Origin of the sequence: Komagataeibacter sp. FXV3 (assembly GCF_015155755.1) — a bacterium.
GTDB lineage: Bacteria > Pseudomonadota > Alphaproteobacteria > Acetobacterales > Acetobacteraceae > Komagataeibacter.
Genome location: NZ_VWPI01000041.1, coordinates 1 through 22,045 on the forward strand (window position 1 = coordinate 1; position 22,045 = coordinate 22,045).

The 22,045-nt window shown below is 61.6% G+C and carries 20 protein-coding genes and 1 pseudogene; 6 read left to right on the forward strand and 15 right to left on the reverse strand.

All coding sequences use genetic code 11. From position 1 onward, the window contains the following. The 5 genes from F1542_RS17475 to ligD form a co-directional block, all read left to right on the forward strand. On the forward strand, positions 1 to 162 hold a 162-nt coding region (locus tag F1542_RS17475), incomplete at its 5' end, for an efflux RND transporter permease subunit (RefSeq protein WP_193731897.1). Next, positions 155 to 1,327: an efflux RND transporter periplasmic adaptor subunit gene (locus tag F1542_RS03800; protein WP_193731898.1), complete on the forward strand. Its 1,173-nt coding sequence runs from the start codon at positions 155 to 157 to the stop codon at positions 1,325 to 1,327. The genes F1542_RS17475 and F1542_RS03800, both read left to right, overlap by 8 nt. After that, a complete protein-coding gene (locus F1542_RS03805) occupies positions 1,317 to 2,735 on the forward strand; it encodes an efflux transporter outer membrane subunit (protein ID WP_193731899.1) in 1,419 nt (472 codons plus the stop codon). Before F1542_RS03800 ends, F1542_RS03805 begins: the two co-directional genes overlap by 11 nt. A gap of 380 nt (positions 2,736 to 3,115) precedes the next feature. After that, complete coding sequence (locus F1542_RS03810; protein WP_193731900.1) at positions 3,116 to 3,910, forward strand: OBAP family protein; 795 nt, start codon at positions 3,116 to 3,118, stop codon at positions 3,908 to 3,910. A gap of 68 nt (positions 3,911 to 3,978) precedes the next feature. Continuing rightward, positions 3,979 to 4,866, forward strand: coding sequence for a non-homologous end-joining DNA ligase (ligD, locus tag F1542_RS03815; RefSeq protein ID WP_193731901.1), 888 nt, complete (start codon positions 3,979 to 3,981; stop codon positions 4,864 to 4,866). Positions 4,867 to 4,902: 36 nt separating this feature from the next. Here the strand turns inward: ligD and F1542_RS03820 are convergent, their stop codons facing one another. The 15 genes from F1542_RS03820 to F1542_RS03890 all read right to left on the reverse strand — a co-directional run bounded on the left by F1542_RS03820 (position 4,903) and on the right by F1542_RS03890 (position 21,649). Further along, the gene (locus tag F1542_RS03820; RefSeq protein WP_193731902.1) at positions 4,903 to 5,403 is read right to left on the reverse strand and encodes a CBS domain-containing protein; all 501 of its coding nucleotides are present in this window, start codon (positions 5,401 to 5,403) and stop codon (positions 4,903 to 4,905) included. 43 nt (positions 5,404 to 5,446) lie between these two features. After that, positions 5,447 to 6,889 carry an NADH-quinone oxidoreductase subunit N gene (locus F1542_RS03825; protein WP_193731903.1) on the reverse strand — a complete coding sequence of 481 codons (1,443 nt, stop codon included), beginning with the start codon at positions 6,887 to 6,889 and terminating at the stop codon, positions 5,447 to 5,449. Next, entirely contained in the window at positions 6,886 to 8,394 is a 1,509-nt protein-coding gene (locus F1542_RS03830) for a NuoM family protein (protein WP_193731904.1), read from the reverse strand. Before F1542_RS03830 ends, F1542_RS03825 begins: the two co-directional genes overlap by 4 nt. Next, positions 8,391 to 10,358, reverse strand: coding sequence for an NADH-quinone oxidoreductase subunit L (nuoL, locus tag F1542_RS03835; protein WP_193731905.1), 1,968 nt, complete (start codon positions 10,356 to 10,358; stop codon positions 8,391 to 8,393). The genes F1542_RS03830 and nuoL overlap by 4 nt, the downstream gene beginning before the upstream one ends. 4 nt (positions 10,359 to 10,362) lie before the next feature. Then, the gene (gene nuoK, locus F1542_RS03840) at positions 10,363 to 10,674 is read right to left on the reverse strand and encodes an NADH-quinone oxidoreductase subunit NuoK (protein ID WP_193731906.1); all 312 of its coding nucleotides are present in this window, start codon (positions 10,672 to 10,674) and stop codon (positions 10,363 to 10,365) included. Position 10,675: 1 nt separating this feature from the next. Further along, a complete protein-coding gene (gene nuoJ / locus F1542_RS03845; RefSeq protein WP_193731907.1) occupies positions 10,676 to 11,176 on the reverse strand; it encodes an NADH-quinone oxidoreductase subunit J in 501 nt (166 codons plus the stop codon). A gap of 5 nt (positions 11,177 to 11,181) precedes the next feature. After that, on the reverse strand, positions 11,182 to 11,694 hold the full coding sequence (nuoI, locus tag F1542_RS03850) for an NADH-quinone oxidoreductase subunit NuoI (RefSeq protein WP_193731908.1): 513 nt from the start codon (positions 11,692 to 11,694) through the stop codon (positions 11,182 to 11,184). Between the two features lie 25 nt (positions 11,695 to 11,719). Next, positions 11,720 to 12,676, reverse strand: coding sequence for an NADH-quinone oxidoreductase subunit NuoH (gene nuoH, locus F1542_RS03855; RefSeq protein ID WP_193731909.1), 957 nt, complete (start codon positions 12,674 to 12,676; stop codon positions 11,720 to 11,722). After that, positions 12,673 to 15,399, reverse strand: a complete 2,727-nt coding sequence (nuoG, locus tag F1542_RS03860) for an NADH-quinone oxidoreductase subunit NuoG (RefSeq protein ID WP_193731910.1) — start codon at positions 15,397 to 15,399, stop codon at positions 12,673 to 12,675. Before nuoG ends, nuoH begins: the two co-directional genes overlap by 4 nt. Positions 15,400 to 15,401: 2 nt before the next feature. Further along, entirely contained in the window at positions 15,402 to 16,700 is a 1,299-nt protein-coding gene (nuoF, locus tag F1542_RS03865) for an NADH-quinone oxidoreductase subunit NuoF (protein WP_193731911.1), read from the reverse strand. Then, the gene (gene nuoE / locus F1542_RS03870) at positions 16,697 to 17,188 is read right to left on the reverse strand and encodes an NADH-quinone oxidoreductase subunit NuoE (RefSeq protein ID WP_193731912.1); all 492 of its coding nucleotides are present in this window, start codon (positions 17,186 to 17,188) and stop codon (positions 16,697 to 16,699) included. The genes nuoF and nuoE overlap by 4 nt, the downstream gene beginning before the upstream one ends. Next, positions 17,175 to 18,890 (reverse strand): NADH-quinone oxidoreductase subunit C/D, encoded by a 1,716-nt coding sequence (nuoC, locus tag F1542_RS03875; RefSeq protein WP_253073250.1) that lies wholly within the window; start codon positions 18,888 to 18,890, stop codon positions 17,175 to 17,177. Before nuoC ends, nuoE begins: the two co-directional genes overlap by 14 nt. A gap of 49 nt (positions 18,891 to 18,939) precedes the next feature. Then, positions 18,940 to 19,575, reverse strand: a complete 636-nt coding sequence (locus F1542_RS03880) for an NADH-quinone oxidoreductase subunit B family protein (protein WP_193731914.1) — start codon at positions 19,573 to 19,575, stop codon at positions 18,940 to 18,942. Further along, entirely contained in the window at positions 19,572 to 19,997 is a 426-nt protein-coding gene (locus tag F1542_RS03885; protein ID WP_193731915.1) for an NADH-quinone oxidoreductase subunit A, read from the reverse strand. Before F1542_RS03885 ends, F1542_RS03880 begins: the two co-directional genes overlap by 4 nt. A gap of 686 nt (positions 19,998 to 20,683) precedes the next feature. After that, positions 20,684 to 21,649, reverse strand: a complete 966-nt coding sequence (locus tag F1542_RS03890) for an alpha/beta hydrolase (RefSeq protein ID WP_193731916.1) — start codon at positions 21,647 to 21,649, stop codon at positions 20,684 to 20,686. A gap of 294 nt (positions 21,650 to 21,943) precedes the next feature. Between F1542_RS03890 and F1542_RS03895 the strand changes: the two are divergent. Beyond that, positions 21,944 to 22,045, forward strand: a pseudogene (locus tag F1542_RS03895) (class I fructose-bisphosphate aldolase); the annotation flags it as partial.

A 22,045-nucleotide genomic window follows, 5' to 3' on the forward strand; every position in this document is an offset into this window, starting at 1 on the left:
TTGGGCGAAGGGGGCGAGCAGAATGCGCCGCTGGGGCGGGCCGTTATCGGGGGGCTGATATTCGCCACCTGTGCCTCGCTGTTTTTTGTGCCGACCCTTTTCGCCATCATCTACGACCGGCGCGCACGCCACGACACGGATGGGGCCCATGCCCATGGCTGAGACCCAGGCTGCCGTACACGCCGGCCCCCGGCCACGCCTGCGCTGGATCATTCTTGGCGGGGCGTGCATTTTCGGGGCCATTGTGGTGGTGGGCACGATAACGCGCATCCATGACCGCCGCCAGCTTCATGCCACCAATGTTGCGGCGCTGGTGCCCAGCGTGACAGTCGTGCATCCGGCTGGCCATGCGGTTGATACGCTGGTCCTGCCCGGTATCCTGCAGGCATGGTACAGCGCGCCGGTCTATGCCCGGACCAATGGCTACCTGCGGCAATGGTATGTCGATATCGGGCAGAAAGTGGCGGCAGGGCAGCTACTGGCGGAAATTGATACGCCCGATGTCGACCTGCAGCTGGCAGGGGCAAGGGCCGCGCTGGGCACGCGGACCGCGCAGCGTGACCTGGCACGGATCACATCGCGCCGGTGGGACCGGCTGAATGCCCAGAATGCCGTATCCCAGCAGGAAACGGACGAACGCCGGGGCAATCTGGCCGCCAGCGAGGCCACGCGGCATGAAGCCGCGGCAGAGGTCGAACGCCTTGAAACGCTCTCTGCCTTCAAGCGCATCATTGCCCCGTTCGCCGGTGTGATCACCAGCCGCGCGACCGATATCGGCGCGCTGATCGTGGCCGGCACGGCTGCCAGCCAGCCACTTTTTACCGTATCGGACGTGACCCGCCTGCGGCTTTATGTCCGTGTGCCACAGGCCTATGCCGCGCGGATGCGTGAGGGCTTTGTCGCGCATTTTACGGTACCCGATTACCGCAACCGGCAGTTTGAAGCCCGGCTGCTCCATTCCTCGGATGCGGTTGATTCCCAGTCGGGCACGATGCTGGTCCAGCTTGTCTATGATAATAGGGAAAATCTTCTCAAGCCCGGTGCCTATGCCCAGATCGCCTTTGCGTTTCATGGTGCCGGGCCACAGGCGCCGCCTGCCGCGCGCATTCCCGCCAGCAGCCTGCTCTTCCGCCGGGACGGGACAACCGTGGCGCTGGTGGACGGGCACGACCATGTCAGGATACAGCCCGTCGCCATCCTGATCGATTTCGGAACCGAACTGGAGGTGACAGGAATTACGCCACAGGACAGGATCATAACCAACCCGCCGGATGATATCGGGGACGGGGATCCCGTCAAACCGCGTGAGGGCAGGCATGGCGCCTGAACGGGGCAGGGCGGTCCTGCTTCTTGTCGTCCTGCTGTGCGGCTGCAATCTCGCCCCCCGTTACCACAGGCCCATACTGCCCGATATACCCGCCACATTCAGGGAAACCGGCGTGTGGACACCGGCACAGCCCGCCGATACCGCGCAGCGCGGGGCGTGGTGGTCGGTCATGGGGGACGAAGGGCTGGACCGGCTGGAGGACCGGATCGAACACGGCAGCCCGCAACTGGCTGCCGCCGTGGCACGATATGACCAGGCCCGTGCGCTGGTCCGGCGGGCGCGGGCCGACTTCTTTCCCCAGATTGATGCAACAGCCAGCGCGCAGCGTGAACGCGCGCTTTTTCCCGCCACTGGCAATTATTACGAATACCACGACTATGAATCCGGCGGCACCGTTTCATGGGAGCCGGATATCTGGGGGCGCATCCGCAACCTGGTCAGGGCGGCGCGGGCCAATGCGCAGGCGAGTGCGGCGGACCTTGCGTCGATCCGCCTCAGCCTGGAGGGTGAACTGGGCGATGATTATTTCCAGTTACGGGGGCTGGATGCCCGCATCAGCCTGCTGCACAAGACCATAGCAGCCTATTCCGCGGCGCTGGACCTGACCACAAAGCGATTTGTGGGCGGGGCCGCGAATGAACTGGATGTCGGCCGTGCCCGCACACAGCTGACCACCACGCAGTCCCAGCTGGAACAGCAGGTGGCGGACCGTGCGTTGGCGGAACATGCCATTGCGGTACTGATCGGTGAGCAGCCTTCAACTTTTTCAATCCCGTCGGCGGACGACCTGCCCCCCGTGCCGCCCGTTCCCATAACCGCGCCCACCCACCTGCTGGAACGCAGGCCCGATGTCGCGTCGGCAGAGCGGCATATGGCCGCGGCAAATGCCCGGATCGGCGTGGCGCGGGCCGCCTTCTTTCCCAACATCACGCTGGGGGCGACTGGTGGTTCGGAAACCACGACCAGCATGCTGGCCTCGGCCGGAAGCGGTGTATGGGCGCTTGGCCCGGCGCTGGCTACACTGGCCATATTTGATGGAGGGCGGCGGTTCGCCAATCTGGCACTGACGCATGCGGAATATGCACAGGCCGCAGCCAGTTACCGGCAGACGGCGCTGACGGCCTTTCGGGAAGTGGAGGACCAGCTTGCGCTCCTCAACCATCTGGCCGATGCCGCCACATGGCAGGAGGAGGGGGTGGTGGCGGCCACGCGCACCAACCATCTGGCAGGTGTCCAGTACCGCGAGGGGGCCGTGGACTACCTTCAGGTTGTCATTGCCCAGACAGCGGAACTACAGGCGCGCGAAGACCTGATTACGGTCAATACGCGCCGCCTGGTAAGTGGCATCGACCTTGTACGGGCCATGGGGGGCAACTGGGGCAGGCATGATGGCGCAAAAGGAAAGTAGGTCTCCGTTTTCCATCGGTTTTGGAAATTCATAAGAAAAATTTCTGGTGAATATTTTTTCAACAGACTTAAAAACTGTCTGGAAACAAATTGTTGAAAAAAATAAAAGTTTCGGGTGCCACTTTTTTTCAAAAAGGCGGTGTTTTCCAAAGCTTTTTGAAAAAAGCTTCACCAAAAACTTTCTTATGATTGCCGGATGTTTTCCGGGCAGCCTTTTAGGGGAACGTCACCTTTTTAACAAAACGACACCCGAAAACTTTTATTTATTCATAAATCATTTCCGAACGGCCTCCAGATACGTGACAGGCCACGAAACTCCAGCACACAGCAGCACTTTATAGCGGCACAGAACACGGTTCAACTTGCCCGAAAGGACAGGCCATGTCGTTCCTTCATAACCTTACCTGCCGCCGGTGTTTCAGCCGCGCACTGGCCGCGACCCTTGTTGCGGCGCCGCTTACGGCCATCGCGGGACGCAAGGCCGGTGCGGCCGACAAAAAGCTGGCGCCCGTGCCCGGCGGTCCGACATCGCTGCGCAGCACTGTACTTGATACAGCCGCAGACACCCTGCAGGCCAAGAAACCGATCGATGCGATGAGCGCGTATCTGAATGGTTTCCATTTCTATGCCGATGACCTGGGGCGTCAGGTCGAAGCCAATCACTACTGCACACATCTGGGCGAAGGCTTCCATCAATGCGTGATCTATGAAGCCAACCAGAAAAACGCCCGGCTTATCGGCGTTGAATACATTGTCAGTGAGACAATATTCAAAACACTTCCCGAAGAAGAAAAGAAATTATGGCACAGCCATCATTACGAGGTGAAATCCGGCATGCTGGTCGCCCCCGGCGTGCCCGATATGGGGGAACATGCATTCATGGCCGATCTTGTCACCACTTATGGCAAGACATGGCACACCTGGCAGATCGACCGGGATCATGACCTGCCCCTGGGCATTCCCCAGCTGATGATGGGCTTTACCAGAGATGGGCAGGTCAGCCAGTCCTCGCTGGATGACCGGGACAGGCGTTTCGATATTTCCACCCTCGGCGAAAAAAAGAATCGTGCCGATATCCCGACACCGCAGATTGTGCCGGGCGCCAATGCATGGCAGAGCGGCACGACGCCACAGTTACAGCTTGTGGAAATGCCCGTCAAAAACCTTACCCTCTGACAGGGTCATGAAAACAACCCCTCCAGCCCTGCGCAACAGCAGGGCACGCACAGGGGGACGGATGCACGATGCCCGCAGTGAAAACACCTACAGCCCGGGCCGGTCATGGTGTCATGCTGACCCATCCGGACCGGATCTACTGGCCGGATGCCGGCATAACCAAGGCCGGGCTGGCCGATTATTACAACGCTGTATGGCCGCGCATGGCCCCGTTCATTATCGACCGGCCGCTGGCGCTGCTGCGTTGCCCGGACGGGATCGAAGGGCCACGCTTCTTCCAGAAAAATGCGTGGAAAGGCATGAACGCCCATATCATGGCGCTTGATGACCCACAGGGCACGCCACCGGGCCATCTGATCGGTATCCATGATCTTGATGGCCTTATGGGGCTGGTGCAGGGCGCTGCGCTGGAAATTCACCCCTGGCAGGCTTCATGCCATGACTGGGAGCGACCTGACCAGATGGTCATCGACCTTGATCCGGGGGAGGGCGTCGGGTGGGCATCTGTCATTGCCGCTGCGCGGGAGGTGCGTGCACGGCTTGAAACCTCCGGGCTTATGACCTTTGTCAAGACTTCCGGCGGCAAGGGGCTGCATGTCATTGCCCCGCTTGAACCCGTGGCCGACTGGGCGTATGTCAGGACTTTTGCCCATACGCTGGCGCAGGACATGGCCGCCGACAGCCCGGATCGTTTTATTACCACTGTTTCCAGGGCAAAGCGCCATGGCAGGATCCTGCTTGATTACCTGCGCAACCAGCGCGGGGCGACATCCGTGGCGCCCTATTCATGCCGCGCGCGTCCCGGTGCCCCGGTCTCGATGCCGGTAAGCTGGGCGGAACTGGACGCACTTGCGGGTCCGGCGCAGTTCACGGTGGGCAACGCCATGGAACGGCTTGCATCACGGCATACGGACCCATGGGCGGATTTTCATGCGGCGCGCCGACCTGTTCCCTGAAGGCCGGCACGGGATCTTATGGGACAGCGGACGGGATCAGTTTTTCTTTTCCCCGCATTGGCGGGGGGATGTGTCAGTAGGTGGCTGGACGGCCGCGTGGTCGCTGCCTGTCACGTAATCCTGCAGTTCCTGTGCTTCCTGTTCCGCATTTTCGGCACGCAGCTTGACAATATCCCCGATGCTGACCAACCCGACAAGCTTTCCATTTTCCAGAACGGGCACGTGCCGGTTACGGGAATACGTCATGCGGCAGGCAATGTCATAAATACTGTCATCGGGTGATGCGGTCGGCATATCCTTTGCCATGACGTCCTTTGCCGCCAGGGTCGCCATGTCCGCACCGTGTTGGGACAGGGCATGGACAATCCCTTTTTCCGATACAAGGCCAACCAGCTGCTCATCAGGGCCAAGGACGGGCGCCCCGCCAATATTATGCCGCGCCAGCGTGGTGGCGACGCTCAGTATGGGGTCATCTGCCCTGACGGTTATGACCGTATTGCCTTTTTGCGCCAGAATGTGAAAGACATGAGAGGACATGGGAAAACCCTTTCCATGTTTTGGATAACCGAAAACAGTCCCGTCAATGCGTTATCCCATCCCGCGTTTCGGACGGGACGGTGGCGGCAGGAAGCAACGGATGGATGGCACGGGCGGGGAACAGCCCCCCGATCACGACGATCATGCCCAGAACGATGACAAGCGCCATCAGTTCCGGACGGACATGCCGGTTCAGGGGACGGGAAGGTAACGATGGGGTCACCATCATGGTCCGAACGATGTTCAGATAATAATACAATCCGATAATACTGCCGATTATAAGAAAACAGAGCAGCAGGTCACGCTGGTGTGCCACACCGACCGCAGCGATCCCGAATTTCGCAAAAAATCCGATCCCGGGTGGAATACCCGCAAGCGAAAGCAGCATGAACGACATGACAGCCCCCACAAACGGATGGCTGGAAAACACGCCTTTCCATTGCGCGATAACCCGGCCATCCGGCCCGCCGGGGGTGGCAAAGGCATCCATGACCGCAAATACGCCCAGTGTACTGGCGGTATAGGCCGCAAGATAAACGGTTATGGCCCCGGATTGCAGACGGCCCGGGCACATGAAAGCAATCAGAAGATATCCCATATGCGCGATGGATGAATATGCCATAAGGCGTATGAAATCCGCCTGACGCAATGCCATGAGGTTGCCCCCCATAATGGTCAGGATAATGACGCCACACAGGATATCATTCAGGAATGGTGGCTGGTTTTCCGTCCCGAAATAGCGGACGAGCGGCGAAAATATCGCAATTTTCGAGACCACGGCCACAAACGCCGCCACCGGAACGGGCGCCCCCTCCATCACATCGGGCAGCCACATATGGAAGGGCACTGCGGAAAGTTTGAAGAACATGCCGACCAGGATCATGATCGTGGCGGCAGGCGGCAATGCAGCGGAAACCCCGCCCGCCGCGATGGGCGGCATGAACCGCAGGGATCCGGTAACACCATAGGCCAGGCCGATACCGAACAGGAGGATGGCGGAAGAAACACCCGACAGGATCAGGTATTTCATTGCGGCCTCATGCCCCGGCACGGCACGATGCCCAAAGGTCACCAGTCCCATGATGGAGACGCCCAGTATCTCCAGCCCCACAAAGAACGGCATGTAATTCGCACTGAATACCATGGCCAGCGCACCCAGCGTACCCAGCATGAGCAGCAGGGCGTATTCATCTGCGCGCATGATCCCGTCATCCCGCCATGACATGAGCATGATGCATATGGTGGAAAACATGGTCAGAATGGCTGTATAGGCCGTCCATCGATCCTGAACGAACAGGCTGTCGCCATGATCGGGCACCGTTCCCGCATGGTGCCCCACGACCATGATGGCCAGCAGCAGTATGCCCATGGCGCACAGGAAACTGCGTCCCACCGAACGCCGCCATGCCGTTGCACCAAGCATGACCATGATCCCGGAGGACACGACCAGCAGCGGGGCCGGCAGGAAAACGTCATGCACGATCATGGCGTGGCACCTTCCGGACCGGTCATGGCGGCAACGGGCAGGGGCAACGGGGCGGAAAACGTCACGAAAGGCTGCGGATACACCCCCAGCAGCACAAGAAAAACCATGACGCAGGCAAAAACCGCCATCTGCCGGGACGCAACATCCGGCACGGGTTGCAGACCTGTCCGCGGGGCTGCCAGAAATATGCGGTTGACCATCCGTAGTGCATAGATGGCGGCCAGAACCAGTCCCACGGCTGCCAGTATCGCAGGCAGGGGGCTGACATGCCATGTCGCCAGCAGTACAAGGAACTCACCGGTGAAGTTCCCCAGTCCCGGCATGCCGAGTGCTGCCATGGCAAAAAACAGCCCCGCACCGGACAGGCGTGGCATGGCAGCCCACAATCCGCCAATACAGCGCATGTCACGTGTATGCAACCGGTCCTGGATGGCACCCGCGACCACGAACAGGCCGGCCGTGCTCAACCCGTGGGCCAGCATCTGTATGATCGCCCCCTGCATCCCCATGCGCGAACCGGTAAAAATGCCCAGCAGCACGAAACCCATGTGGCTTATGCTGCTATAGGCGATCAGGCGCTTCACATCATCCTGCGCATATGCCAGCCACGCCCCGTACACGATCCCGGCCACACCCAGTCCCATGGCGATGGGGGCAAACCGGCTGGCCGCATCGGGAAACAGCATGATGTTGAAGCGGATCATGCCATACCCCCCGGTCTTGAGCAGGATACCCGCCAGCAGCACGCTGGCCGCGGTCGGCGCCTGCGTGTGGGCATCAGGCAGCCAGACATGGACCGGCACCACCGGCAGCTTGACGGCGAAGGCGATGAAGAACCCCAGCATGAGCAGCATGGACACGGCGGGGGACAATGGTGTGTGGGCCAGCGTGAAGTAATCAAACGTCAGCACGCCCGTCTGCCGGTAATGCGTGATGACCAGCCCGAGAATGGACAGCAGCATGATCAGCCCGCTGCCCTGCGTAAACATGAAAAACTTCATGGCGGCGCGCTGCCTGTCCTCATGTCCCCATGCGGCGATCAGCCCGAACATCGGCACCAGCATAAGTTCCCAGAAAAAGAAGAACAGGAACAGGTCCGTGGCCAGGAATGTCCCGATAATACCCGTAAGGGTCGCAAGGAACAGGAAACGGAACGCCCCGGCATGGACCGTGACCTGACGTGTGGCAAGAAATACGCACAGGAAACACATGATGAGCGAAAGCCAGATCAGCGACAGCGAAAGACCATCCATATCCAGCCTGACCGCAATGCCCATGGCCGGGATCCATGGCATGGAAAAATGCCCCGGCCACGGCCCCGTATGGACGGGATGGCCAAATGTGGCCATGACCAGGACAAACGTTTCCACAATCAGGGTTACAAGCACCACCCACCATGACGCATCGCGCGATGTCGTGGTGACACGCGGCCGGACATGCCCGGCAACCCATGCCACCCCGCCACCCATGATGGGCAGGAGCACAAGGGCGGGCAGGGGGTTCATGACAGCACCACCATGGCAAGGCCCGCGCACAGCCCGGTTGCAATCCACGCCGCATACCACCGCACGCGGCCATTCTGGAACTGGCCCGGCAGATGATCCGCCCATCTGGCCATGCCGGTGGCCCGTATCGCCAGCATGTCCACAACCCCGGCCCGCGCCCTGAACATTCCGGCGCTGGCCGCCCGTGTCAGCCGCCCTGTTCCGGTTATGGCGTGATCCGCAATATCAAGCCGTGTCAGCCATACCAGCAGGCACAAGGGCTGCACGAACACCCGGTCATACACCACGTCCATGCCCCGGCCGTCGCGGGCAGGGCGGATAATGGCAGCCTGACCGGGTATTTCGCGCATGACGGACACACGACGCCCCCACAGCACCCATGCCACCCCAAGCCCGGCAAGGGGCACGATAGCACCCGCCAGCACAAGCCAGATCGGTTCATCCGCATGCGATAATGGCACCCCGGGATCCAGAAGGGCACTGAACAGGTGAAGGCGGGGAAGCGTATCAGGCATTTCAATGACTCCGCCAGACAGCGAGAGAACACACAGACAGCCCAGCGGAATGCTCATGAGACGTGACGTCCGGCCCACGGCCCTGGTTCCCGCTTTCCCGCAAAAGACAATGAAGACACAGCGGAAAATATACAGCGCGGTCAGGAAGGCCCCCAGCAGGGCAATTCCCCATAACGGATGTCCGCTCAGGCCCCATTCCCGCGTCAGGCCAAAATGGACGTGCCATACACCCGACAGGATCATTTCCTTGCTGTAGAACCCGGCCGTCACCAGCGGCAGGCCAGCCAGCGCCGATGCCCCCGCGACAAAGGCCATGGTCAGTCCCGGCATGGCGTGGCGCAGGCCGCCGAGGCGAAAAATATCCTGTTCGTGGCCTGCGCGCATGATGACCGCACCCGCCGTCAGGAACAGCAGCGCCTTGAAGAAGGCATGGGTCATCAGGTGAAACAGCGCCGCCTGCCACACCCCGCACCCAAGGGCGAGAAACATGTACCCAAGCTGGCTGATCGTGGACCATGCAAGAATACGCTTGAGATCGGACTGCACCAGCGCCTTGCACGCCCCCATAAGCAGCGTCAGCGCCCCAAGCACGGCCATGAACGCCATGACAGGGGCCGCCATGGCAAACAGGTCATGCAGGCGTGCGATCAGGTAGACGCCTGCGGTTACCATCGTGGCTGCGTGGATAAGGGCGGAGGTCGGTGTCGGCCCCGCCATGGCGTCCGGCAACCATGTCTGGAAGGGGATCTGCGCCGATTTGGCAAGTGCCCCCACCAGTATCAGGGCTGCCGCCGCATTCACGCTGAACGGGGGCAGCTGCCCGTCCGTGACCGCCGCCAGCACGGTCCCCATGCGCAGGGAACCCGTAGCCGTGGCCAGCAGCAGCAGGCCACACAGCAACGCCACATCGCCCATGCGTGTCATGTAGAAGGCCTTGCGCGCAGCCGCGGTATTGGCGGGGTCATCATACCAGAACCCGATGAGCAGGTAGGAACACAGCCCCACGCCTTCCCACCCGATAAACATGCACAGCAGGTCGGATGCCAGCACCAGTACCACCATGGCGGCCACAAACAGCGTCATGCAGCCGAAAAAGCGCGCGATACCCGGATCGTCGCGCATGTAGCCTGCGGCATAAACATGGATCAGCAGCCCCACGATCGTGACGACAAGGATCATGACCATGGAAACCCGGTCCAGCGTGAAGGCGATATCCGCTGAAAATCCCTCAATACGCATCCACGGCCACAGCACCACCCGCAATGCGTCCGTCGCGGGTCCGGACAGGAGCATGACGGACAGGATGACGCTGATTACGGCGGAAAGCCCCACACCGGCACACGCAACCGTCCCGATGGCGCATGCGCCCATGCGGCCTGCGGATACGGACACGACCAGCGACGCGACAAGCGGGCAGAGGATGATGAGGGGAAGCAGGATTTCACCCATGGCCTTATCCCCGCAGCAGGTTGCCGGTATCGGCGTCAAGCGTGGGCCGCCCCCGCGCATGCAGGCACACGATGATGGCAAGCCCCACCGCCGTTTCCACGGCGGCAAGGGCAAGGATCAGCACGAACATCACCTGTCCCGTCGCATCATGCCAGCGCGCACCCGCCCCCACAAACACAAGGGCGGCCGCATTGAGCATGATGTCCAGCGACATCAGCATGAACACCAGATCGCGCCGGACCAGAACGCCCGCCAGCCCGACAGAAAACAGGACCGTGGCCAGCAGCAGGGTATCGTTGAAGGAAAAGGCAGGCATGTCAGCGCCCTCCCACCCGGTTGCGCCCGATATGAAAGGCCGAGATCAGACCGGCCAGCAGCAGGTACGACACCAGTTCCACCATCAGCACGTAGCGACCGAACAAGCCCAGTCCCACATCATGCGCCGTAATGGGGGCAGGAGCCGGTGCAGGCCCGGATAGCGGGTTGAGGCAATAGAGCAGTTCCGCACATGCAATGGTGGCCAGAACGCCCGGTCCCAGCCATGCGCGCGGGTGCAGCCATTCCTTTTCACGCGCGCTGTCCGGCTGCCCCAGATTGAGCATCATGATGACGAACACGAACAGCACCATGATCGCACCGGCGTAGATGATGACCTCCAGCATCGCGGCAAATGACGCGCCCAGCATGACAAGGACGGTCGCCAGCGCCAGGAGCGTCACCACCAGGTACAGCACCGCATGGACCGCCACCCGCCGTGTAATGACCATGATGGCCCCCACGACAGTCACACACGCGGCAAGAAGGGCCAGGGCATGCATGGCGGTTACGGCAGCAGGGAATGGAGGTCGACCGGCGGGCGTTCACGTTCGGACGTGCCACGCGCCTTGCCGGGAACGGGAATGCCCGCGACATGATAGAAACTGTAACCGGGATATTTCCCGCTCCCGCTTATCAGCAGGTCTTCCTTTTCATAAACAAGGTTGGGCCGCGCGTATTCGCCCATTTCAAAATCGGGCGTCAGCTGTATGGCGTAGGTGGGACAGGCTTCCTCGCAAAAGCCGCAGAAAATGCAGCGCGAGAAATTGATCCGGAAATATTCCGGGTACCACCGCCCATCGGCTTCGGTTTTCTGCAGGCTTATGCAATCCACCGGGCAGGCGACGGCGCACAGGTTGCACGCAACGCACCGCTCCGCCCCGTCGGGATCGCGCGACAGGATGATCCGCCCGCGATAACGTGGCGGCAGGTAAGGTTTCTGTTCCGGATACTGCACGGTCGCGCGCCGGTGGAAGGCATGCAGCGCCGTCAGGAACAGGGTGCGCAGGGTATCAAGCATGGGAAATGCCTTTGCATCAGGCGTGTCACAAAGACGCGCGCAGCATGAGGATGGTTCCGGTCGCCATGACATTGAACAGGGAAAGCGGCAGCAGGACTTTCCAGCCCAGCGCCATCAGCCGGTCATAACGCGGGCGCGGCAGGGCCGCCCGCAGCAGGATAAAAAATACCACCATGCCCCCGGTCTTGAGCGCAAACCACACGGCAGGGGGCAGGAACGGCCCGCGCCAGCCACCAAGGTAGAGCGTGGTGACAAGGCTTGAGACCAGAACGATCCCGGCATATTCGGCAATGAAGAACATGCCGAACTTCATGCCCGAATATTCGGTATGGAACCCCGCACCCAGTTCGTTCTCCCCTTCGGGCAGGTCAAAGGGCAGGCGGTGCGTTTGTGCAATGCCGGCCAGCATGAACACGCCAAAGCCAAGGCATTGCGGAATGATGAACCATAGCCCCGCCTGCGCCGCCACGATATCATGCAGGTTGAACGACCCGGCCATCATGACCACACCCAGCAGCGACAGCCCCATGAACGCTTCGTAGCTGACCATCTGCGCCGCTGCCCGCATGCCACCCAGCAGCGCGTATTTGCTGTTGGACGCCCACCCCGCCAGCACCACCGCATAAACCCCAAGCCCCATCATGCCGAGGATGAACAGCAGTCCGACATTCATGTCACCCGCAATGCCCACGCCCATCGTGACCGGAATGACGGCAAAGGACAGCAATACCGTCATCATGCCAATGACCGGGGCAAGAACGAACACGGCCCGGTCGGCAAAGGGGGGGATCCAGTCCTGCTTGAACAGGATCTTGGTTCCATCCGCCACGGCCTGGAACATGCCGCCCGGCCCCACGCGGTTGGGTCCATACCGGTCCTGCCATAATCCCAGCAGCCGCCGTTCAACCCATGTCAGCACGGTGGCAAGGCCAAGGACGACAGGTGGCATGAGAATGATGGTGGCAAGGGCTGGATACGTCATGACCGCCCCCCTTCGTCCGGCATCCGCTCCAGCCGGGCCATGCGGGGGAAACGGAACGCACGCGCGACCATGTGCGCCGGGCACAGGGCAATGCCCTCGGGCAGTCCGGGCACGGGTTCCACGGGCAACATGTGCGGCCCGTCATCCAGATGCAGCACCATGCGGCCTGTTGCCGCCATGCCGGCAGGCAGCCCCAGCGCTGGCGCGGTTGCGCGCGCCATGACGGATGGGGAGAACATGCTCAGTTCCTCGCTGCCGAACAGGCGCGTATCGGGCAGGACCAGAACGGTATCAGCCTGCACCAAATGGGGACGGGGAATATCGGTGGCATAAGCCGGTTTCGCATCAGAATGCCCGACGCGGGACAACAGCCGGATACCGCATTCCCCGCCACGCATGGGACCACCGATTTCGTGCTGGAAACGGTTGAGCGCCTGAACCGAATTCCATGGTGATGCCTGATAGCCCGAAACCAGTGCTGCGGGCATGTCCGGCCCATAGGCGCCTTCCATGGAACTGCTGAACGGGGTGTCCGGACTGCGGGGCGGTGGCTGGTCGCGCACATTGACGAAGGAACGGATGACGGTCCGCCCGCTGGCGCGGTAGGTCTGGCTGCGCAGTTTCTGGCCATTCATGCGGTAATCCGCCCCCGGCGCCGCCCTGACGGCCGGGGCAAGATGGGGAAACGCTTGCGCCAGCGCGGACAGGACATCATCCAGATCCCGCCAGACGGTCAGGCCCGTCATATGCGGCGCGGACGGGTCAAGGCTGCGGGCCAGCGCCTGTACCCAGCGCCAGCCGGCCTGTATGGGGGCAGGGGGAAAGACCGCCTGAAAAAAGCGTTGCGCCCGGCCTTCCTGACTGACCAGCGTGCCGCTGCATTCACTGAAGGCACTGGCGGGCAGCACAAGGCTGGCCTGTCGGCATAGCGGCGTGGCCGTATGGTCGATCACGACGATATCGGGAACCGCCGCCAACAGTTCCGCCACATCCGCTGGCGGCAGGTGGCGGGTCAGGTCATTTTCCACAATGACCAGCACGGAAATCGCGCCCGCCCGCGCCTGTTCCATCACCGTTTCCAGCGACAGTCCCCCCATCATGGCCAGCCCCATGCTGTTGCATTCCGGCAGCACCAGCGACAGGCCGGCTGCGGGTGTGGCGCGCGCGAGCGCCGTGGCGATACTGGCGGCGGCCTGCATCAATGCGGGGGACCCGTATTGCATGCCGGATACGACCAGCGGCTTTCCGGCTGCCACAAGCGCATGCGCAATACGGGCGGCAAGCCGCGCGTCATCCGCCGCCAGATCCGTGACGGCCGGGGCGGCGGGATCAATTTCGTGGGCGATGGCGAAACCCAGCCGCGCGATGTCATCAGGGGCGGCACGCCGGGTTTGTGCCGCTACGTCATCCAGATCAGTCGGCGCTGGCGTCAGCACATACAGGCCGGATGGGCATTGTGCCCCCAGCGTGCGCACCGCTGCATCCATCCAGCGCGGCACCCTGGCATCATCCGCCGTATGGAAGGACGCCTGCCGCGCCGACTGCCGCAGCGACAGGCCAAGCCGGGGGGCGGTGGCGCATACGTCCTCGCCCAGTACCAGCACGGCATCGGCGCTTTCCATTTCATGGATGGTGGGCAGGGCGCCGGGATGGCGGGTCAGCAGGGCATGGGCCAGTTCCACGCATTCCTGTTCGTGCCGCGTCTGGCCGGTGCAGAAATGCTGCGGCCCCACCAGCGCATGCAGGCTGAAACAGGTTTCCAGCGCCGCGCGGGGGGAGGCTATGCCCACGATCCGTCCACCTGCCGCCATGCGGGCGAAGGCCTGCAGGGCGTCCGTCATGGGAATGGCGGCCTGCTGCCCGTCAATGGCGCGCAGTGGCGTGCGGATACGCGTCGGTGCGTTGACAAAACCATGGCCGAACCGGCCCCGGTCGCACAGAAGGTAGCGGTTGATGTCCTCATGATAGCGGTTGAGGACACGGCGGAGGGTTTCCTCACGCGCATTGACAATGGTGTTGCAGCCCACCGCGCAATGTACGCACACCGAGGGCGCGCCCCGCATGTCCCACTTGCGGGCATAGGTCGCGGAAAAGGGTTTGTCGGTAAACACGCCGGTCGGGCAGATTTCCACCAGATTGCCGCTGAAGGCATTCTGCAGCGTGCCATCTTCGGCACGGCCGAAATACACATTGTCATGTGACGCAAAGACCGCCAGGTCATCCCCGCCCGCGTAATCACGGTAGAAGCGCACGCAGCGGTAGCAGGCGATGCAGCGGTTCATTTCATGCTTCACGAACGGCCCGAGATCCTGGTTGCGATGGGTCCGTTTGGTGAAGCGGTAACGGCGGGTATCGTGCCCGGTCATGACCGTCATGTCCTGCAGGTGGCATTCGCCGCCTTCCTCGCACACCGGGCAGTCATGGGGGTGGTTGACCATCATCCATTCGATGATGCTGGCGCGGAAATCCCGGGCCTCCGGATCGTCAATGGATATGATGGTATTTTCGCTGACCGGCGTCATGCAGGCCATCACGATGCGGCCCTTCGTATCATCGGGCCCGCTGAACTGCCTGATGGCGCACTGGCGGCACGCGCCCACGGAACCGAGTTCGGGATGCCAGCAGAAATAGGGCAGGCTGGCCCCCGCTTCCAGGCAGGCCTGCAGCAGGTTGATGCCGGTGCGGGTCGGGCAGTCCCGTCCGTCAATGCGGATGGAGGTCATGGTCATGCTCCCGATTTATGGGGGCAGCGGCGCTGCTGGATATGGGCGGCAAAATCGGCGGCGAACAGTTTCAGTCCACTGGCCAGCGGCGCCATCGCCCCTGGCGCATGGGCACAGAAGGTCCGGCCGGGTGCCCCCAGCATGCGGGCATGGCGGGCAAGCTGGTCCATGTCCTCCTCCTGTCCCGACCCGTCCTCGATCGCGTCCAGCAGGCGTTCCACCCATGGCAGCCCGTCACGGCACGGGGTGCACCACCCGCAGGATTCCTGTGCAAAGAAATGTTCCAGGTTACGGATCATGCCGATGGGGCAGGTCCGGTCATCCAGTATGATGGCCATGCCGGTCCCGAGCCTGCTGCCTGCCTTTTCCACCGACCCGTAATCCATCGCGACATCGAGTGCCGTCGCGTCCAGAAAGGCGGTGGACGCCCCGCCGGGCAACAGGGCGCGCAACTGGTGGCCCGGACGCATGCCGCCTGCATGTTCTTCAATGATCTGGCGCAGGGGGGTGCCAATGGGCAGTTCCCATGCGCCCGGTTTTGCCACCCGGCCGCTGACACCATAGATCTTGGTGCCCCCATCCTCCCCCAGCCCGAGGCCCGCGAACCATTCCGGCCCGTTGGTGATGATATGGGGCAGGTTGCACAGTGTCTCGACATTGTTCACCACGCTGGGCGCGCCCCACAGGCCGCCGGTCTGGGGAAAGGGCGGCTTGCTGCGCGGTGTGGCGCGACGGCCTTCCAGCGCGGTCAGCAGGGCGGTTTCCTCGCCGCATATGTAGCGTCCGGCGCTGGAATGCACATGGATGTCAAAACCGAAGCCGGAGCCAAGGATGTTTTCCCCCAGCCAGCCCTGCTGCCGTGCCTCCCCGATCGCATGGTGCAAGCGCGAACAGGCCAGGCCGTATTCCCCGCGCAGGAAGATGATGCCATGCCCCGCCTGCACGCCATAGGCCGCAAGGATCATCCCCTCGATCAGTTGCAGGGGATTGCCCTCAAGCAGCAGGCGGTCCTTGAAGGTGCCCGGTTCCATCTCGTCCGCATTGGCGATCAGGTACTTGTGGCGTTCGGCTGCAGGCTCCTTCGGCACGAAACTCCATTTCTGCCCGGTCCCGAAGCCGGCACCCCCACGCCCGCGCAGTTTTGAGCGTGTCACCATGTCAATGATTTCAGCCGGGGCAAGGTCCCCCAGCGCCCTGCGCGTGGCCTGCCAGCCGCCTGCACGTTCATATGCCGCGCAGTCCGGTGGGCCTGCGGCCGGGTCGATCATGGCGGTCAGGGGCCGTTCGGTCGGCGGTGTCATGGCGTATCCCTCAGCGTGTCGATCAGGCGGTCGAGGGTGGCCGTGTCCACATCCCCATGCAGCGTGCCATCGACCAGCATGGCCGGGGCATGGTCACAGTGGCCGATACAGACCGTGGGCAGCAGCGTGATGGCGTTGTCCGCCGTGGTTTCGCCGGGTCTTATGCCCAGTGTCCGGCACATATGGGCGCACAGGGGTTCACGCCCCATGATCCAGCATGAAACGCTGTCGCACAGCATGACGACATGCCGCCCGACCGGCCGGCGGAACAGCAGGTTGAAATAGGTGGCGATACCATCCAGATCATCAACCGACATGCCCAGCAGGTCGGCCACTTCGCGCAGATGCACGGTGCTGATCCAGCCAAGGCGGGCCTGCACCAGCCGCAGGGCCGCGACACTGGCCCCGCGCGGGTGCGGTTCCTGCGCCGCAAGGGCCAGGATTTCCGCCCGCACGGGCGTGGACAGGGGGGCTTCAGCGGTCAACATCGGCCATGACGAAGTCAATGCTGCCCAGGATCGCGATCAGGTCCGCGATCATGATGCCGCGGCTGAGCAGCGGGATCATCTGCAGATGGGCAAAGGACGGGGTGCGGATGCGCGTGCGGTAGGACGCGGTGCCGCCATCGCTGATCAGGGTATAGGTATTGACGCCTTTCGTGGCTTCGATGCTGGCGCGTGCTTCCCCCGGTGGCATGACCGGCCCCCAGCTTACACTGAGGAAATGGTGGATCAGGGTTTCGATGTCGTGCATCGTCCGCGCCCTGGGCGGCGGGGTGGTCAGCGGGTGGTCGGCCTTGACCGGGCCTGCGGGCATGTTGTCAACGCACTGGCGGATGATGCGCAGGCTCTGGCGTATTTCCTCCACATGGACGGCAATCCGGTCATAACAGTCGCCATTGGTGCCGGTGGGAATGTCGAATTCCAGCTGGTCGTAACAGGCATAGGGCGCATGCCTGCGGTAATCCCATGCCAGACCGGTGGCGCGCAGCCCCGGCCCGGTGATACCCCATTCAACGGCTTCCGCCGTGGTATAGGCGCCAATCCCCTTCGTCCGGGCGCGGAAAATGGGGTTGCGCATGACCATGGCATCGTATTCGTCCAGCCGCCCCGGCAGGTCATCAAGAAAGGCGCGGACCAGTCCTTCCCACCCTTCGGGCAGGTCCATGGCCACGCCGCCGATGCGGAACCATGCCGGATGCATGCGAAAGCCGCATATCGCCTCGATAATCCCGAACACGCGTTCGCGGTCGGTAAACATGTAGAACACCGGTGAAAGCTGCCCCACATCCTGCGCCATGGTGCCGTAGAACACGAGATGGCTGGCAATGCGGAACAGTTCGGCCAGCATGACACGGATCATCTGCGCCCGTGGCGGCACGGTAATTCCCGCCAGTGTCTCGACCGCCATCACGTAGGGGAAATTGTTCATGACCCCGCCGAGGTAGTCCACCCGGTCGGTATAGGGGATGTAGCTATGCCATGACTGGCGTTCGCCCATTTTTTCCGCGCCGCGATGGTGGAAGCCGATATCGGGCACGGCATCGACAATCCGCTCGCCTTCCAGTTGCAGCATGATGCGGAAAACCCCATGCACGCTGGGGTGGTTGGGACCGAGGTTGAGGAACATGAAGTCACTGTGGTCACCATGCGGCCGCATGCCCCATGCGGAGGGGTCAAAGCGCATGGCGTCCTGCTCGCGCGCTTCATGTTCTTCCGTCAGGCTGTAGGGCGGCATTTCGGTAGCGCGGGCATGGTGGTCCTTGCGCAGCGGGTGCCCGGTCCATGTGGGCGGGGTCAGGATGCGGCGCAGGTCGGGATGATCATGGAAATGGATGCCGAACAGGTCCCAGGCCTCGCGTTCATACCAGTTGGCGCCCGGCCACAGGTCACTGATGGTGGGAAGGGCGGGGGCGGTTGCGCCAAGGGGAACCTTGATCCGTACCTCATCCACGCGCACGGTGAGGGAGATCACATGATAGACGACGGTGAAGGCCGCCTGTGGCTGTCCGTCGCGGTGGGTGCGATCGCGTTCGTCTATGGCCGCAAGATCCAGCAGCATGAGGGATGCGGACGCCTTCAATGCAGCGAAGGCGGGGCGGAGGTCGGCTGCCGCGATCCAGATGATGGAAACGCCATCACATGTGGACTGGGTGGCCAGCGCGCCGTTGGGGAGATGCGCGGAAATCATGTCCGCAAGACCCTGTTCGCGGGTGGAGGCAAGGGTGGTGCTCATGGTGTCAGATCCCATCGGGCGTGCGCAGGTCGCGCATGGCCTGGCGTCCGGCGCGCTTTTCATCGCGCAGGCTGGGCGGTGTGACGGGTTGGGCGCCCTGCGGTCCCACCAGCCAGCTAAGGGGCCTGCGCTGTGTGCCGATGGTTTTCTGCAGCAGCAGCAGGCCTTCCAGCAGCGCCTCGGGGCGTGGTGGGCAGCCGGGCACGTACACATCCACCGGCAGGAAGCTGTCCACGCCCTGCACGACACTGTAAATGTCGTACATGCCACCGGAATTCGCGCATGACCCCATGGAGATGACCCATCGTGGTTCCAGCATCTGGTTGTACAGATGCTGGATGACCGGGGCCATCTTGACGAACACGGTGCCGGAAATGACGATCAGGTCTGCTTCGCGGGGCGTGGCGCGCAGGACTTCGGAGCCGAAGCGGGCAATGTCAAACCGGCTGGTGAACGCCGTCGCCATTTCCACATAACAGCATGACAGCCCGAAATTCAGCGGCCAGATGGAGTTTTTCTGTCCCCATGCAACGAAATCCTGCAACCGGCCCATGACCAGATTCCGGCGCAGGGTTTCACTGAAGCTGGGCGTGGCCCGCGCAGGTCCGGCCGCATTGGGGGAAGAAAGGGACCAGTTCATGATACGGGATCCTTGTGCGTGTCCGCCATCCGGTGCTGACGGGCCTTCGGCCCCCAGTCCAGCGCCCCGGCGCGCCACAGATAGGCAAGGGAGACGGCCAGAAAGACCGTAAAGACAAGGGCCGCGCCATAACCGATCCATCCCGTTTCGGTCACAACGGTTGCCCATGTCAGGAGAATGGCCGTTTCCACATCAAAGATGACAAAGAACACGGCCACCAGGTAATACTGTACAGGCAACCGCAGATGTGCCGACCCCGTGGGCACCATGCCGGATTCAAAGGGCAGGGACATGGAACGGCCCATGGCCCTGCCACCGCGCCGGGTACCGGTAATGGCGGACAGCCCGAGCATGCTGGCCAGAAGTACCGCTATGACCATGGCATAGGCGGATATTGACCATATATTGGAAATGTTTTCCATGACGGGCATTTCCGTTTCTGTTTGTTTTATTTTTAACGGAGACGATCTGCGCCATGCCATGTGCATTGATGCGCAATAACCGGCCACTACCTTACAGGCGATACCTGCATGCCTTGATATAGTCTGGCTCGATACAGTAAATGCCAGAACAGGCTGCCAATCGCCTATACGCGGCAGGCGCAAGGAAGTTGCGACCGGATCATGCAAGTTTTTCAAAGAACAGAGCCATGACGGCATCCGTGCATGACCCATGTTCCATGGCTTGCGCCGCTATCCCCATGCCCTATGGGCACGGTCGTTCGCAGCGGCGCGCATAGGGAAATCTTCACCGGCTGCGCAGGCAGGCAGGCCCGATATTGTCAGCCCGGGGTCAGACGCTGCCTGAAAACAGCCCGGTGATAAAAAAATAAAAGTTTCTGGGCCGCCGCCTTTTTCAAATAAGGTGACGTTCTTCAAGGCTTTAAAAAAACTTCGCCAAAAACTTTCTTATGGTTGCAGGATATTTCCTGATCTGGCTTTTCAAGCAGCCTCCCGGTCATCCCTGCGGTTCAGGCTTTTTATAATTCCAATCCCCCATAAAGGAATGAAATACGCAGATCATAAATATTGAACCGTGAACAGGCGAGGGTTGCGCAGCCCCTGTTGCCGCAGGACACCCCCGCCATAAACACCATCAGACCGGATTTTCAGGAACAATCCTGTGAAATGGCGCGTTTCAGGGCGGTAAAATAAGAGTCCCTGAATTGCCTGCTCATGGGTGCGTCGGGAATGAACACGTCAAAGACATGATAGGCACTGGGCATGACACAGACCTCTGTCGGCACGCCAGCAGCCATCAGGCGCCGGGCATATTCCAGGTCTTCGTCCAAAAACAGGTCCAGGGAACCTACGCCGATATAGGCAGGCGGCAGTCCCGTCAGGTCCGTTGCGCGAAAGGCCGCGGCATATTCTGAAATGCCCGCGCTTCCGGGCGTTTTACCCAGATAGGCGTTCCATGCGTAATGATTGGCGGAACGCGTCCAGATATATTCGCCCAGGGCAGGCGATGGCATGCGCGTTGTTCCGGTCCTGTCATCCAGCATGGGATAAATCAGCAGTTGGAAAAGGACTTTGACCTCAGCCCGGTCGCGTGCCAGCAGGGCAAGACAGGCTGTCAGGCCACCGCCCGCGCTATCGCCGCCAATAATCAGGCGGTTCCGGTCAATTCCCAGCCTGGCTGCATGTCCGTGTGCCCATTTCAGGACAGCATAGCAATCCTCGATTGCCGCAGGGCAGGGGGCTTCTGGCGCCAGACGATAGTCAACCGAGAAAATGACCAGCCCCAGTTCGCTGACCATCTGCCGGCAGCGTGCATCATCGACTTCCGGTGTACCACTTACGATACCGCCGCTATGGATATAGATCAGCGCGGGGGCATTCGGGTGGGTGGCTGCAGGCCTGTAGGCCACGACCGGCACATCAGGAGCGCCCGCAGGCCCGGGTACGTGGCATGCCTCAACCATGACGTCAGGATGTGCGGCGACCCTGACGCTGCGGATTGCGGAAATGAATGCCTTGCGTGTTTCGTCCAGGGTCTCATCTGAAAGACCATCAAAGGAGGGCAGGACTTTCAGGGCTGCGCGAAATTCCGGGGCGACGGGATTGTTGGGCATGACAGTTTCTCCGCGTTATCTTTTCCTCACGATAGATGGCATCCGGATCAGGAGCATCATCACGTCCAACTGATTGAACAGAAAGTGTCATTCAGGAAATTTCAGGATCACGAACCCGGGGCGGCGCATACAGGTCGCGCTGTTTCATGCTGGAATATGCCCGCATGCGTTTTTTGTATTTATGTTTATTCACCCATATTTTATCCTGTTAATTAATAAAGGCGTCGTAAATTATATATAATAAGCACTTACCATCCTGACCATATATGAATACTGAACATAGGATAAATAACCATGCCAGTTGACCAGATGCGTAAGAACATGTCGGAGAACGCGGGTTTCATCGCGGCCCTGGACCAGAGCGGGGGATCAACACCGGGTGCGCTGCGGCATTAC

Coding starts and splice junctions, on each gene's coding strand:
- nuoJ (WP_193731907.1), bottom strand. CDS start 11,176: ATGCATGCCCTGGCCCTTCTTGCCGCGTGTGTGACTGTCGTGGGGGCC.
- nuoI (WP_193731908.1), bottom strand. CDS start 11,694: ATGCTTGATACCCTGCGCACCCTGTTCCTGACGGCGCTGCATGCCTTC.
- ligD (WP_193731901.1), top strand. CDS start 3,979: ATGCCCGCAGTGAAAACACCTACAGCCCGGGCCGGTCATGGTGTCATG.
- nuoC (WP_253073250.1), bottom strand. CDS start 18,890: ATGATTTCCGCGCATCTCCCCAACGGCGCGCTGGCCACCCAGTCCACA.
- nuoF (WP_193731911.1), bottom strand. CDS start 16,700: ATGACACCGCCGACCGAACGGCCCCTGACCGCCATGATCGACCCGGCC.
- F1542_RS03810 (WP_193731900.1), top strand. CDS start 3,116: ATGTCGTTCCTTCATAACCTTACCTGCCGCCGGTGTTTCAGCCGCGCA.
- nuoE (WP_193731912.1), bottom strand. CDS start 17,188: ATGTTGACCGCTGAAGCCCCCCTGTCCACGCCCGTGCGGGCGGAAATC.
- F1542_RS03830 (WP_193731904.1), bottom strand. CDS start 8,394: ATGAACCCCCTGCCCGCCCTTGTGCTCCTGCCCATCATGGGTGGCGGG.
- nuoG (WP_193731910.1), bottom strand. CDS start 15,399: ATGACCTCCATCCGCATTGACGGACGGGACTGCCCGACCCGCACCGGC.
- F1542_RS03820 (WP_193731902.1), bottom strand. CDS start 5,403: ATGTCCTCTCATGTCTTTCACATTCTGGCGCAAAAAGGCAATACGGTC.
- F1542_RS03880 (WP_193731914.1), bottom strand. CDS start 19,575: ATGAACTGGTCCCTTTCTTCCCCCAATGCGGCCGGACCTGCGCGGGCC.
- F1542_RS03805 (WP_193731899.1), top strand. CDS start 1,317: ATGGCGCCTGAACGGGGCAGGGCGGTCCTGCTTCTTGTCGTCCTGCTG.
- F1542_RS03800 (WP_193731898.1), top strand. CDS start 155: ATGGCTGAGACCCAGGCTGCCGTACACGCCGGCCCCCGGCCACGCCTG.
- nuoH (WP_193731909.1), bottom strand. CDS start 12,676: ATGACGTATCCAGCCCTTGCCACCATCATTCTCATGCCACCTGTCGTC.
- F1542_RS03890 (WP_193731916.1), bottom strand. CDS start 21,649: ATGCCCAACAATCCCGTCGCCCCGGAATTTCGCGCAGCCCTGAAAGTC.
- F1542_RS03885 (WP_193731915.1), bottom strand. CDS start 19,997: ATGGAAAACATTTCCAATATATGGTCAATATCCGCCTATGCCATGGTC.
- nuoK (WP_193731906.1), bottom strand. CDS start 10,674: ATGCCTGCCTTTTCCTTCAACGATACCCTGCTGCTGGCCACGGTCCTG.
- F1542_RS03825 (WP_193731903.1), bottom strand. CDS start 6,889: ATGATCGTGCATGACGTTTTCCTGCCGGCCCCGCTGCTGGTCGTGTCC.
- nuoL (WP_193731905.1), bottom strand. CDS start 10,358: ATGGGTGAAATCCTGCTTCCCCTCATCATCCTCTGCCCGCTTGTCGCG.